This is a genomic window from Streptomyces sp. GQFP (assembly GCF_021545335.1).
In the GTDB taxonomy this organism is placed as follows: domain Bacteria; phylum Actinomycetota; class Actinomycetes; order Streptomycetales; family Streptomycetaceae; genus Streptomyces.
The window spans coordinates 359,059-372,041 of the sequence record NZ_CP089312.1 but is presented as its reverse complement, the minus strand read 5'-3'; the positions used below and the strand labels follow the sequence as shown (position 1 = coordinate 372,041).

The following is a 12,983-nucleotide window of genomic DNA, read 5'->3' as shown; positions in this document are numbered from 1 at the left end:
GGGCGGTCAGGCGATGAGGAAGTCGGCCTGGCCGGACTTGGCGCCCTCCAGGAACGACACCATCTCGTCCCGGGAGTAGACCAGCGCGGGCCCGTCCGGGTCCGTGGACTGCCGGAACGCGACACTGCCGTCGGGCAGTCGCTTGGCCTCGACGCAGCTTCCGCCGTTGGTGCCGCTCCAGGGCTTGTGCCAGCCCTCGGAGCCGAGTTCGGACGCGGCCATGCCGCTGTGGATGGGGCCGTTGGTTGCCATGGTTCACAACTCCTTACGCAGTGCTGCCAGGGTCTCCCTGGTCCGAGCGACCGGCTCCGCCTGAACGGACATCCGGTCCAGTACCTCCAGGTACGTCACGACGTCGGCGGGCTGGTCGAAGTACTGCGCGCCGGCGAGGCTCTCCGTGTAGACGACGTCGGGCAGTTCGGAGAAGCCGAAGCGGAAGTAGTGGAAGGGACCGAAGGCCCCCGGGTGCGGGCCCACGGCGAAGCGCATGATCTGGATACGGACCTTCGGGTACGCCAACACCTCGATGAGGTGGTCGATCTGAGCCCGCATCACCTCGGCCCCGCCCACGGGCCGGCGCAGCACGGTCTCGTCCAGTACGGCCCAGACGGCGGGCGCCTCGGGCTTGTCGAGCAGATCCTGGCGCCTCAGCCGCAGGTCGACCCGGCGCCGGATGTCCTCGGGACTCTCGTTGGGAAAGCCGATGCGCAGCAGCGCGGCGGCATAGTCGTGGGTCTGCAACAGGCCGGGGACGTAGTGGGGTTCGTAGAGCCGGATGACGGTGGCTTCGCTCTCCAGGCTCACATAGGCGCTGAACCACTCCGGCAGCACATCGCGGTACGTGTACCACCAGCCGGGCTTGTTGGCCTCCCTGGCCAGCTTGAGGAAGTCGTCGACCTCCTTGGCCAGGACCCCGTAGGTGCGCAGCAGCTCCTTCACGTAGGGGATGCGGAGGCCGACCTCGGCCTTCTCCATCCGGCGGACCGTCAACGGCGTGACCTCGATCGCCCGTGCGGCGTCCTCGAACGACACCCCTGCCTGCTCCCGCAGATGCCTCAGACGCTTTCCGAGGACCATCCGAAGGACCGTGGGGGCACTGCCGCCTGAGCGGTTCTCGCTCACGTGGGACCTCCGGGGACCGCCGTCACAGCGGGCAGTGTGCCACGTCTTCGGTTGACACCGACAGGCCTTTGCGCTTCATTCTGAAATTATCAGAACGAAGGTTGCGAGCTGTGCCTGTCGGTCACCATAGTGATCGAGTGACCTGCCGCACATCGCGCGGCGGCGTCACCGAACCTCGTCCGTCCGCCGGGAAGTTGACGACCCGGCAGCTCCGGACAGGGACGAAGCCCCACACCGACGTGATGCGAGACTGCGAGACCTGGATGGCCGCCGTGACGAACGGACAACCGAGAAGCCCGGGCAAGGGCGCGGGCGGAGCCAACAAGACACTGGCGACCGCGCTCAAGGACGCAGGCTGCTCGTACGCCTCACTCGCGCACCGCGTCAACGAACTGGGCCGCCGCCAGGGCGTGGACACCAACTACGACAAGGCGTCGGTCACCCGCTGGCTCCAGGGCCAGCAGCCCCGGGGCGGCACCCCCGAGTTGATCGCCGCGGTGCTGAGCGAGCGACTGGCCCGCCCGCTCTCCCCGGCGGACCTCGGCTTCGTACCCGACCAGCAACGCCCCGTCGTGGGCAGGGCACTTGTGTACGGCGACGACGTGGCGGAAACCCTGCACACCCTGGCGGAACTCGGCTCCACCGACATCTCCCGGCGCACCCTCCTCGGCACGGTCCCGTTCGTCGCGGGAGCCCTGACGAACCCTCAACGGGAGTGGCTGCTCTGGCTGCTGGAGAACGAGGGGACGGCTGACGGGGACGCCGTGCGCCTCGCCTCGGTGGCCGTCGCGCCTCCCGGCGCCGCCGGTCCCGTGGAACAGGTCCACGCGATGATCGGCATGTTCGACGAGATGGACAACCACTACGGGGGCGGCGGGGTCCGCACCAGCATCGTGCACTACCTGTCCACCGAGATCATCCCCATGCTCCAGCAGCGCGGCGTCGCCCCGGCACAGCTCCGCGAGCTGTTCGCCGCAGCGGCCCGCCTCGCGGCGATGGCCGGCTGGAGTTCGTACGACGCGGGGGAGTACGGGCTCGCCCAGCGCTACATGACCCAGGGGCTGCGGCTCTGCGCCGAGGGACGCGACCGGGTGCTCGGCGGACAGATCCTGGCCGGCCTGTCCCACCTGGCGACCAGCCTCGGCCGCCCCGACGAGGGCGTGTGCCTGGCCCGGGCGGGCCTCGCCACGGCAAGGGATTCGGGCAGCCCGCTAGGCCTGATGCGCCTGTACGCCATGTCGGCCAGGGGACACGCGGCGCTCGGCCGCGCCCGCGAGACCTCCGACGCCCTGCACGCGGCCGAACAGCAACTGGCTGCCAGCCGGGGCAGCGCCCAGGAGTCACCCTGGGTGCGCTTCCTGGACCACCACTACCTGGAGGCGGAGTCAGCGGTGTGCTTCCGGGACCTGGGCTGGGCGGCCCAGGCGGAGAGCACCGCGAAGCAGTCGGTAATCGCCCACGCCGACCGCCGCCGCCGCCAGGCCATCAGCCGCTCGGTACTGGCCACGGCCCACCTCCAACAACACCGCCTCGACGAGGCGTTGAGCACGGCCACAGATGCCCTCGACGCCCTGAGCGGCGTCCACAGCGAACGCTCGATCCAGGCCTTGCGCGACTTCCGGGGCCGACTGGCCCCACACCGGGGAGAGCCGATGGTCCAGGAGTTCGACCGCAGGTCGCGGGCTGTGCTGGGCGCGGTGGCATAACGGAGCCCTTGAGATGGCCACGGGCACTGGGGCCACCGGCCATCGGCACCGGGTACCTGCCGACTCCGGATGCGGACGCGCCCTTAAGGGGCGCGGGGAACTGCGCGACCAGCCCCCACCGGCCCAAGCCGAACGAACCACCTCAATACCCCTCCGGCGTAGGCGAGTTCTGCCCCCGGTCCACCGGCAGATTCGCCCCCGAGACACCACTCGACGCGTCGGACAGCAGAAACGCGACCACCTCCGCGACCTCCTCCGGCGTGACCGGCTCGCCGCCGGGCAACTCGGTGGCCGTGAACGCCGCGTACGCCTCAGGCTCCTCCACGCGCATCCGGTCCCAGCGGCGGCCGGGGATCAGCATCGAGCCCGGGGAGACCGCGTTCACGCGGATGCGGTCGGGGCCGAGTTCGCGGGCCAGAGTGGTCGCCAGGTGGATCTGGGCGGCCTTGGCCACGCCGTACTGCGCGTACGGTCCCGGTTTCCAGCCGGAGATCGACGCGATCACGACGACCGAGCCGCCCCCGGCCGCCCGCAGCCCCGGCAGCGCCGCCCGGACGAGCCGGGCCGTGTGACCGGCGTTCAGCTCCCAGGTCGCCGTCCAGTCCTGTGCGGCCGACTGTTCGAGTCGCCCGCCCCGGGAGCCCCCGACACACGCGACGACGCCGTCCAACGCTCCGCCGAAACGTTTCGTCGCAGTACTGGCGAAGTCCTCCAGCCGATCGGGCTCCACCACGTCCAGCACCTCGGTGAGCAGTCGGCCGCGTGACTCCTCGTCCAGGGAGGACCTGAGTGACGCCAGTCCGGACTCCCCCCGCGCACACGTCGCCACCAGTGCGCCCTCCGCGAGCAGCAGCCGTACGATCCGCTCGCCGAGCCCCCGGGTGCCCCCGGTGACCAGCACCCTCTTGCCCCGTACCCCGGCCGGGCCGCCGGAGCGGTACCGCGAGCCGGTGGCCCGGCCTTCGTTCACGTACTCCATGAACGGGAACCTACCGCCCCCGCCACTACGCATATGCAACCGGACAACCCCCGCACTCCCTGTCCCGGTGGCCCCCCGGTGCTGTTGTCTTCGACAACAGCCACCGGCGCTCCGGCGCACCGGAAGGAGTCCTGATGACGGCACCCGCGGCATCCCCGCCTGGCTTACCCGGCCGTCGCCGCACCTCCGTGTGCCGGGCCGGGTGGCGGACGGTGGACGACACCGGACCGGACCGCATGGACGACGCAGGCGCAGATGTGTACGTGTACGTGAACTACATGGTGAGGCTTCCTTGATTTCCCTCAGCAGGCCCCGCCTGTTCCAGGTCGCGGTGCCCGCACACCCCTCGTGCGCCGCCTGGGTACGGCGCACGGTGGCCGCGCACCTCACCCTCTGGCAGCTCTCGCACCTGCTCGACGACGCCGTCCTCGCGACGGACGAGCTGTTCGCGAACGCGGTCCGGCACGGGGGCGCCGGCCCGGCCGATGCCATCGCCCTCGTACTCGAACACACCGAGCACGAACTGCGCGTCACCCTTTCGGACCCCTCGCCCCGGCTGCCCCGGCCACGTACGCCGGGCACCGCGGCCGAGTCGGGCCGGGGACTGTCCATCGTCGCCGCGCTCGCGGACGACTGGGGCACGGCACCGCCGGACCCGGGCACCCCGGGCAAGAAGGTGTGGTTCTCGCTGGTCACAGGAGAGAAGACGTGAAGCTCGTCGGGGGCAGGAGAACAGAATGAGGAGCGCACCGCCGATGGAGACCGAGAACGCACAAGGCCCGGCGGCCGAACCGCCACCGGCAGCCCAGGCCGCGCTGGCCGCCGAACTGGTGCGCAGGGCCGAGGAGGACCAGCAGCTGACCCGCCGGGCCCGCGAGAACCCCACCGCCCTCAACCGGCATTTCGTCACCCGGTGCCGCGCCGCCAACGCCGACGCCCTCAGGGCGGCCGTGGCCCGGCGCGGCTGGCCGGAGGCCGGTCAGGTCGGGGAGCCCGCCTCCACGGCGGCCCTGATGATCCTGCTGCACACCGCCGACCTCGGCTTCCAGCTCACCTGCCGCGATCTGATCGCCGAGGCCGTGGCGGACGGCGGCTGCCCCGCCGTGCACCACGCCTACATCGCCGACCACTGCGCGGTCGAACTGGGCCTCCCGCAGTTCTACGGCACCCGCATCGACGCCGGCACCCTCTGCCCGTACCCCATCCGCAACCCGGAGACGGTCGAGGAACGCCGCCAGGACGTGGGTCTGGCCCCGCTGGCGGAGCACCTGCCCGCACTACGGCATGTCGTGAGCGGAATACCGGACAGCGGATGTCCGGAATTGGCGACACCCTGGACGTGACGCCGGTCCACGGGCCGGGTCGGTCGGGTCGTCGATCGCGCACGGAGGAGCCATGGACATGCGGCAGGACAGGAACCGGAGCCTGACGGGCAAGGTCGCGCTGGTCGCGGGGGCGACCCGAGGCGCCGGACGCGGCATCGCCGTGGAACTCGGGGCCGCCGGAGCCACCGTCTACGTGACCGGACGCAGCACCCGGCAGCAGCGCTCCGAGTACGACCGGCCGGAGACCATCGAGGACACCGCCGACCTGGTCACCGCGGCGGGCGGCCACGGCATCGCCGTACCCACCGACCATCTCGACCCGGCCCAGGTCAAGGCCCTGGTGGAGCGCATCGCCGAGGAACAGAACCGGCTCGACGTCCTCGTCAACGACATCTGGGGCGGCGAGAACCTCTTCGAGTGGGAGAGCCCGGTCTGGGAGCACGACCTGGACAACGGGCTGCGGCTGTTGCGCCTCGCCGTCGAGACCCACGCCATCACCAGCCACCACGCCCTGCCCCTGCTGCTGCGCAACCCCGGCGGCCTGGTCGTCGAGATGACCGACGGCACCACCGAATACAACCGGGACAACTACCGGCTCTCCTTCTTCTACGATCTCGCCAAGTCGTCAGTCCTGCGCATGGGCTTCGCCCTCGGCCATGAACTCGGCCCGCGCGGTGCCACCGCCGTCGCGCTGACCCCCGGCTGGCTGCGCTCCGAGATGATGCTCGAACACTTCGGCGTCGGCGAGGAGAACTGGCGGGACGCCCTGGAACGCATCCCGCACTTCGCCATCTCGGAGACCCCACGCTTCGTCGGCCGCGCCGTGACGGCCCTGGCGGCCGACCCCGACGTGGCCCGCTGGAACGGCCAGTCCCTCTCCAGCGGCCAACTCGCCCAGGTGTACGGCTTCACCGACCTCGACGGCAGCCGCCCGGACGCCTGGCGTTACATGGTCGAGGTCCAGGACGCGGGGAAACCGGCGGACGCGAGCGGATACCGGTAGGGGTACTTCAGCCGCCTCCTGTCGGGTCCGTCGGCAGGACCGGCCAGCGCGCCGAGTGGCCCGGTGGCAGGGCCAGATCGTTCCGTACGGCCGCGTAGTAGCCCTCCCGGCCAGCCCGCTGACGCTCCAGCAGGGCCTGCCACGCCTGCGGATCCTCGGTCCGCTCCCGCAGGAACCGCTCCATCTCCAGCAGTACGGCCACCCACTCCCGCGCCTTCGCCACCACTGTCGGGTCGCCCAGCAGAAGCAGTGCCTCCCCGGACGGGTCCCTGGCGAGAGTGGCCTCCGCGAGAAGCGGTGCTGCCTCCTCGGGGGTGAGGGGATACGGATGGGGGTCGTTGCCGAGGCCCGCCGCGACCCGGTACGTCAGGGACACCGACTTCTTGAGCGTCCGCGCGTAGTCCGTGTACACCGCGAGCAGCCGCTCCTCCCAACGCGCCTCCCGTTCACGGCGGGAGCGGACACGTTCCCCTCGTGCGACGGCCCAGTAGGAGCCGAGCGCGCCGATGACGACACCTATGAGAGCGGGGAGTTGCTGAATGAACGCGGACATGTCCGCACGTTATCCGCCCAGTTGATCTCCGGGACAGTACCGTCTGTCCATGACACCGACACGGCGCTTCGCGGGTTACGGGGTTCTCGTCACGGGCGCGGCCCGGGGCATCGGCGCGGCCACCGCCCGGAGGCTGGCCGAGGAGGGCGCGCGGGTCCTGGTGACCGACGTCGACCTCGACGCTGCCGAGCGCACGGCGGTGGCGCTGCGCGAACGCGGCCTGGCGGCCGAGGCGTTCGTGTGCGACGTGGCCGACCGTGCCTCGGTCGAGGCCGCCGTCGCCCAGGCCGTCGCCTCCTTCGGCTCGCTCGACGTCCTGGTCAACAACGCCTACGGCTGTACGCCCGACGTCCCGCTGTTCGAGGACCAGCTCGACGAGACCTGGGACCGCGACCTCGACCTCACCCTGACCGGCGCCTACCGCTGCTGCCGGGCCGCGCTCCCGCACCTCGTCGCCTCCGGCCGGGGCGCCGTCGTGAGCATCGGCTCCGTGAACGGCGTCCAGTCCTTCGGCAACCACGCCTACAGCGCGGCCAAGGCGGGGCTCGCGTCCCTCACCCGTACCCTCGCCGGGCACGCCGCCGCCCGCGGGGTCCGCGTCAACCTGGTCGAGCCGGGCACCGTACGGACCACGGCCTGGGCCGGCCGTGACGGGGAGTTGGAGGCGCTGCGCGAGCTGTACCCCCTGGGGCGGATCGGTGAACCGGAGGACATCGCCGCGGCCGTCGCCTTCCTCGCCTCCGGCGACGCGGCCTGGATCACCGGCACCACCCTGCGCGTCGACGGCGGCCTCACGGCGGTCAACACCGGGTTCCGCAATGTCACCGTTTCGTCCCGGCTCGGGCCCTACCACAACCGATCACCCGAAACGCCGGTCTAGCTGGCAGACACCGCACACGACCACCCGCACGCAGTACCCACGAGAGAGGTTCCACCATGGGGGACGTACGCAGACGAGGAGCCGTCGCGCTCGGGATCACGGCGCTGGTGGCGCCGCTCACGCTCGTGCTCGGCACCGCCCCGGCACAGGCCGCGAGCTGTACGACACAGACCGGCCCGTACCAGAAGAAGGTCGAGAAGTTCCTCGGGCGGCCCGTCGACGGCGTGCAGTCCAGGGGTGACTGCAAGGCCATCCAGGCCTTCCAGAACAAGCACGGCATCACCCCCAACCAGGGCTACGCGGGTCCCGTCACCTGGGGTGTGATGGACCTGATGCTGAAGCAGCGGGCCGTCGGCAACAAGCCCAACAAGGCAGGCAAGTGCCCGACGAACAAGGGCCGTATCGCCTGCGTCAACCTCACGCTCCAGCTCAGCTGGATCCAGGACGGCAGCCGTCTCGTCTACGGCCCGGTGCCGGTCCGCACCGGCCGCAACGGCTACGAGACCCGCACCGGACTGAAGAAGATCTACTGGCGGGACATCGACCACGTCTCGTCCATCTACGACGTCCCCATGCCCTACAGCCAGTTCTTCGACGGCGGCCAGGCCTTCCACTCGGTCGGCCTCAGCATGTGGAACCCGCCGGGCTCGCACGGCTGCGTCAACATGACGAAGACCACCGCCAAGAAGTACTGGTCGCTCCTGAAGAAGGGCGACGACGTCTTCGTGTACGGGCGCAAGCCGGGCACCTGACAGCACCCGGCCGCACCCGCCACCGAGGGTCGCGGCTCACGCGTCGGGCGCGTCCCCGAAGTCCGGGATCGCCAGCCGCTCCCCGCCCTGCCGCGCCGAGTCGTGCGCCACGATGCCCGGCAGGGTGTAGCGGGCGGCCACCCACGCGTTCACCGTCGGCAGGGTGCGAGTGTTGACCGCCGTCACGAAGTCGTCCACCAGGAAGTGATGGCTGCCCTCGTGGCCGTTGTGCAGGTTGTCGAACTCCCTCGGGAGGCGCGAGCGGTCGTGCACCGGAGCCGAGCCCGAGGTGAACGCGGCTCGCAGGTCCGGGGCGATGTGCTGGAGTGACGGATCGTCAGGAGCCATGGTGGGCTTGGGTTCCAGCAGCTCGCTGATGTCCGTGACCCCTTTCTTGTCCTGCCAGAAGGCGACCGTGGCGAGCTGCTCCATGCTCGCGTCCGTACCGAAGAACCGGAACCGCGACTCCCGGATCTGCGAGGGGTAGCCGACGCGCCGGAACTCGTTCGTGCGGAACGAACCGCCGCCCGCGACCTCGAACAGCGCGCTCGCGTTCGAGAAGTCGTTGCCGAACTGGCTGACCTCCTTGTCGAACACCCCGTCGCCGCGCTCGTCCCGCACCCCGATCGCCGACACGCTCACCGCGTGCGTCTGCCAGGCGCCGAGCACCCCGCCCACCGAGTGCGTCGGGTAGAGGAGCGGGGGATAGCTGGCGGTCGCCTTCCAGTTCTCGCCGCCGCTGTACCGGTAGGCCTCGTAGAACCCGAGGTCCATGTCGTGGACGTAGTCGCCCTCGGCGTAGAAGAGCCTGCCGAAGGCGCCCTCCGCTATCCGGTTGCGGGCGTGGACGGTCGCCGGGTTGTACTGACTCGTCTCACCCATCATGTAGGTGAGCCCGGTGGCCCGTACGGCGTCGATGATCGCGCCGATCTCCTCCGCGCTGATCGCCATCGGCACCGCCGAGTACACGTGCTTGCCCGCGCCGAGCCCCTGGAGGACCAGCGGGCCGTGCGTCCAGCGCTGGGTGAAGATCGCCACCGCGTCGACCGCCGGCGACTCAAGCATCGCCTCGTACGAGGGGAAGGTGCCCGACAGGCCTTCCGCTGCGGCCAGTTGCTCCGCCCGCTCCGGCAGGAGGTCGGTCACGTACACCTCGCCGACGCCCGGATGGGCGAGGAACAGCTTGGCGAACTGGCCGGAGAACTGCCCGGCGCCCACGATGCCGAGGGAGAACGTCATGAAGTGTGCCTTTCACTGTCCGAGAATGAGATTGATCTGGCTGTTGGTCCGGTCGAGGCTGGTCACAGACCTGCCGTTGCCGTAGATGTCCTGCATGGCCGGATGCATCAACGCGAAGACGTCCGCCGCGTAGTTGGTGATCGGGTAGGAGAAGGTGGCGAACTCCTTCCCGCCGGCCTTCTCGTCGGCGACCGGCCTGGTGAACGCCGAGACGTCGATGCCCTTCTTCTTGTACGCGGCCACGGCGGCCTTCGTGCCGTCGGGCGTGGCCGGGAAGACGGTCCCGTAACCCCCCACCGTGCGCTGGCACTTGGCGGAGGCCAGATACCGCACCCACTTCTTGGCGCCCGCCTTGTTGTGGGCGCCCTTGGTGATGGAGTCGGCGAGGCCGTTCATCATCGTCGCCCGCTTGCCGGTCGGCCCGGCCGGAGTGACGGCGGTGGCGATGTCCAGGCCCTTGAAGCCGTCGTACGACGAGATCATCCAGGCGCCGTCGAACGCCGCTGCCGCCTTGCCCGAGGCGACCTGGGTGTTGGCCTGGTTGGACGCGATGTTGTAGTCCGTGAAGGGGGCCATGTAGCCCTTCTTCGCCAGGCCGAAGTACCACTTGATGACCGACTGGAAGGTCTTGCTGTCGTACTGGTACTCGGTGCCCCAGCGCTTCTCGTTCGTGTAGGTCCAGCCCGCCGAGGCGGCGAACGTGCTCCACTGGGTCTGGCCGTCACCGTCACCGGCGCCGTTGGTGGCGAGGCCGTACACCTTGACCTTGCCCTTGTCGAAGCCGGGCTCGTCGCCCCGCTTGCCGTTCTCGTCGACCGTGAGGTGCGCGATCGCCTTCTCGAAGGTGCCGCCGTCCTCCGGGTTCCAGGACAGGTCGTTGAGCTGTGCGGCCGGGAGACCTGCGGCGTCCGTCAGTTTCCGGTTGTAGAAGAGGGCGACGGTGTCCCAGTCCTTCGGGGTGCCGTAGCGGTGGCCGTCCTGGCCGATCCAGTTGGCGGCGAGGCCGGGCTGGTAGGCGGACTCGTCGATGCCGAGGTCGTCGAGCGGTTCGAGGACCTTCAGATCGGCGAACTGGCCGAACTTCACGATGTGGTCGGTGAACACGTCCGGCTGGGTGCCCGCGATGAAGCTCGCGGTGAGTTTGGTCCAGTAGTCGTCCCAGCCCAACTGGGTGATCTTCACCGTCAGTCCGGGGTTCTCCTTCTGGAAGTCCTTCGCACAGGCCTGGTAGGCGGGTTGCTGGTTGGCGTCCCACAGCCAGTAGGTCACCGTGTCCGACGACGACCCGGCCGCCCCGCCCTGGGCGCAACCGGTCACGAGGGACAGCGCCAGGGCCCCGGTCAGCGCAACGACCGTACGAATTCGCATGTCAGTCCTCTCCGTTGACCCGGTCGACGCCGTCACTTGATCCCCGTGAAGCCGATGGAACTCACGATGCGCCGTGCGAAGCACGCGAACAGCACCAGCATCGGCAGCGCGGCGATGAGCGTCGCCGCCATCAGCCCCGACCAGTCGACTCCGGTCTGGGGTGTCTGTGCCCGGAAGATCGCCAGCGCCACCGTGAGAACCCGTGAACTGTCGCTGTACGACACCATCAGCGGCCAGAAGTAGTCGTTCCAGGCGGTGATGTACGTCAGGATCGAGAGCGTGATGACCGGTGTGGACGCCATCGGCAGCAGCACCCGGAAGAAGACGCGGATCTTGCCCGCGCCGTCGAGCAGCGCCGCCTCCTCGACCTCGCGCGGGATGTTCATGAAGAACTGGCGCAGGAAGAACACCGCGAACGGCGTCATGAACATCGTCGGCAGCGCGATCCCCAACAGGTTGTCCACCAGGCCGAGTTGCTTGATCAGGACGAAGTTCGGCAGCAGGGTGAAGATCGCCGGGACCATCAGGCCCGCCAGGAAGAGCCCGAAGACCGTGTCCCGGCCGCGCCAGCGCAGCCGGGCGAAGGCGTACGCGGCCATCGCCGAGAAGAAGATCTGGCAGCCGGTGATCAGGGTCGACACGAGCACCGAGTTGAGGAGATAGCGCCAGAAGTCCAGGCCGCCGCCCGCGCCGCCCTGCGCGATGGCCTCCTTGGTCGACTGGAGCCCGAGCGCCCGCTCGAACCCGCCGGTGGTGAGGCCCACCGGCAGCGGGTCGGAGGGGTTCGCCGCGAGGCCGGTGTTGGTGGACAGGGCGGTGCGCAGGATCCAGTAGAACGGCAGCAGGGTGACCAGCAGGATCGCGGCCAGCACCGCCCAGGCGGCGATCCGCCCGAGGGAGGGCCCGCGCCGCAGCGGTCGTACGGTCGCCTTGGTGGGGGTGGGTGTCGGGGCCGGTGTGGTCAGCGTTGTCATGGTGTGCGTGCTCCTTCCGGTCCGGTCAGCCGAGGTCGGTGTGGCCGGCCCGGGTGAGCCGGTACTGGAGGAAGGTGATCGCGCTCAGCACGACCAGCAGGGCCACCGACATCGCGGAGGCGTAGCCGAACTGGAAGCGGCCGAAGGCGGAGCCGTAGATGTAGTACTGCAGGACGTTGGTGGCGTTCGCCGGACCGCCCGCCGTCGTCACCGCGACCGTGTCGAACACCTGGAACGAGCCGATCACCGTCATGATCAGCACCACCGCGAGGATCGGCCGCAGCAGGGGCATCGTGATGCGCCAGAACATCCGCCACTCGCTCGCCCCGTCCACCTTGGCCGCCTCGTACATGTCGTTCGGGATGGCCTGGAGCCCGGCGAAGAGCAGCAGCGCGGTGTAGCCGACGTGCCGCCAGACGTTGATCAGCGCGATCGTCGGGATCGCCCAGGTCTCGTCCGCGAGGAACGGGATCCGGTCGAAGCCGAGGCCCGCGATGATCTCGTTGCCGATGCCGAGCTGGGTGTCGAGGATCCAGAGCCAGACGATGCCCGCGACGATGTTCGACATCAGATACGGGGTGAGCACGATCCCGCGGAGCACCGCCGACTGGGTCAGCCGCTGGAGCAACACGGCGATGGCGAGTGCCGACACCGTCTGCACACCTATGTTGATGACGACGTACTCGACGGTCACCGTCAACGAGTCCCAGAAGATGGGGTCGTTGACCATTCGGACATAATTGTCGAGCCCCACCCACTCGGCCGGGGTCAGCAGGTTGAAGCGCGTGAAGCTCAGGTAGACGCCCCGCAGCGTCGGCCAGAGCAGGAACACCAGGAAGCCCAGCATCGCCGGGGCGACGAACAGCGCCGCGAGCGCGCCGTCGCCGCGTGGTCGACGCAGGGGTGGGCTGGTGGAGGCGACGGTCATGGAGCGACTCCCTCGTCTGCTCGTAGGCGGCTCGTCCTCAGGGCACTTACTTTTGCCGCGAAAGAATCCACCCGTCAAGATGCGGGCAGATATCTTTTCCTGGACCGTGATCGCGACCTATCGAGACGTATGATCGCCCCGTTAGTTCCAGGGC

General features: G+C 69.7%; 14 protein-coding genes. 6 read left to right on the top strand and 8 right to left on the bottom strand.

Translation table 11 applies throughout. From position 1 onward, the window contains the following. Positions 1-6: 6 nt before the first annotated feature. On the bottom strand, positions 7-252 hold the full coding sequence (locus LUX31_RS01740) for a DUF397 domain-containing protein (RefSeq protein ID WP_235472733.1): 246 nt from the start codon (positions 250-252) through the stop codon (positions 7-9). Positions 253-255: 3 nt separating this feature from the next. After that, the gene (locus tag LUX31_RS01735; protein WP_235472732.1) at positions 256-1,077 is read right to left on the bottom strand and encodes a helix-turn-helix domain-containing protein; all 822 of its coding nucleotides are present in this window, start codon (positions 1,075-1,077) and stop codon (positions 256-258) included. Between the two features lie 308 nt (positions 1,078-1,385). Between LUX31_RS01735 and LUX31_RS01730 the strand changes: the two genes are divergently transcribed. Then, positions 1,386-2,828, top strand: coding sequence for a hypothetical protein (locus LUX31_RS01730; protein WP_235479762.1), 1,443 nt, complete (start codon positions 1,386-1,388; stop codon positions 2,826-2,828). A 142-nt stretch (positions 2,829-2,970) separates the two neighbouring features. On the opposite strand, the gene LUX31_RS01725 is transcribed toward LUX31_RS01730, so the two are convergent. Continuing rightward, positions 2,971-3,807: an SDR family NAD(P)-dependent oxidoreductase gene (locus tag LUX31_RS01725; protein ID WP_235472731.1), complete on the bottom strand. Its 837-nt coding sequence runs from the start codon at positions 3,805-3,807 to the stop codon at positions 2,971-2,973. Between the two features lie 292 nt (positions 3,808-4,099). On the opposite strand from LUX31_RS01725, the gene LUX31_RS01720 reads away from it, so the two are divergent. The 3 genes from LUX31_RS01720 to LUX31_RS01710 are packed head-to-tail and all read left to right on the top strand — an operon-like array spanning position 4,100 to position 6,135. Further along, a complete protein-coding gene (locus tag LUX31_RS01720; protein ID WP_235472730.1) occupies positions 4,100-4,519 on the top strand; it encodes an ATP-binding protein in 420 nt (139 codons plus the stop codon). A 43-nt stretch (positions 4,520-4,562) separates the two neighbouring features. Beyond that, positions 4,563-5,150, top strand: coding sequence for a DUF6624 domain-containing protein (locus LUX31_RS01715; protein ID WP_235472729.1), 588 nt, complete (start codon positions 4,563-4,565; stop codon positions 5,148-5,150). 58 nt (positions 5,151-5,208) lie between these two features. Beyond that, on the top strand, positions 5,209-6,135 hold the full coding sequence (locus LUX31_RS01710; RefSeq protein WP_235472728.1) for an SDR family oxidoreductase: 927 nt from the start codon (positions 5,209-5,211) through the stop codon (positions 6,133-6,135). A gap of 7 nt (positions 6,136-6,142) precedes the next feature. Here the strand turns inward: LUX31_RS01710 and LUX31_RS01705 are convergent, their stop codons facing one another. After that, complete coding sequence (locus LUX31_RS01705; RefSeq protein ID WP_235472727.1) at positions 6,143-6,688, bottom strand: hypothetical protein; 546 nt, start codon at positions 6,686-6,688, stop codon at positions 6,143-6,145. A 49-nt stretch (positions 6,689-6,737) separates the two neighbouring features. Between LUX31_RS01705 and LUX31_RS01700 the strand changes: the two genes are divergently transcribed. Beyond that, positions 6,738-7,568 carry an SDR family NAD(P)-dependent oxidoreductase gene (locus tag LUX31_RS01700; protein ID WP_235472726.1) on the top strand — a complete coding sequence of 277 codons (831 nt, stop codon included), beginning with the start codon at positions 6,738-6,740 and terminating at the stop codon, positions 7,566-7,568. Positions 7,569-7,624: 56 nt separating this feature from the next. Beyond that, entirely contained in the window at positions 7,625-8,320 is a 696-nt protein-coding gene (locus tag LUX31_RS01695; protein WP_235472725.1) for a L,D-transpeptidase family protein, read from the top strand. Between the two features lie 36 nt (positions 8,321-8,356). Here the strand turns inward: LUX31_RS01695 and LUX31_RS01690 are convergent, their stop codons facing one another. The 4 genes from LUX31_RS01690 to LUX31_RS01675 are packed head-to-tail and all read right to left on the bottom strand — an operon-like array spanning position 8,357 to position 12,829. Beyond that, positions 8,357-9,559, bottom strand: coding sequence for a Gfo/Idh/MocA family protein (locus tag LUX31_RS01690; protein WP_235472724.1), 1,203 nt, complete (start codon positions 9,557-9,559; stop codon positions 8,357-8,359). A gap of 12 nt (positions 9,560-9,571) precedes the next feature. After that, positions 9,572-10,927 (bottom strand): ABC transporter substrate-binding protein, encoded by a 1,356-nt coding sequence (locus LUX31_RS01685; RefSeq protein ID WP_235472723.1) that lies wholly within the window; start codon positions 10,925-10,927, stop codon positions 9,572-9,574. A gap of 32 nt (positions 10,928-10,959) precedes the next feature. Then, positions 10,960-11,901, bottom strand: coding sequence for a carbohydrate ABC transporter permease (locus tag LUX31_RS01680; RefSeq protein ID WP_235472722.1), 942 nt, complete (start codon positions 11,899-11,901; stop codon positions 10,960-10,962). Positions 11,902-11,926: 25 nt separating this feature from the next. Next, positions 11,927-12,829 carry a carbohydrate ABC transporter permease gene (locus LUX31_RS01675; protein WP_235472721.1) on the bottom strand — a complete coding sequence of 301 codons (903 nt, stop codon included), beginning with the start codon at positions 12,827-12,829 and terminating at the stop codon, positions 11,927-11,929. Between the last annotated feature and the right edge of the window lie 154 nt (positions 12,830-12,983).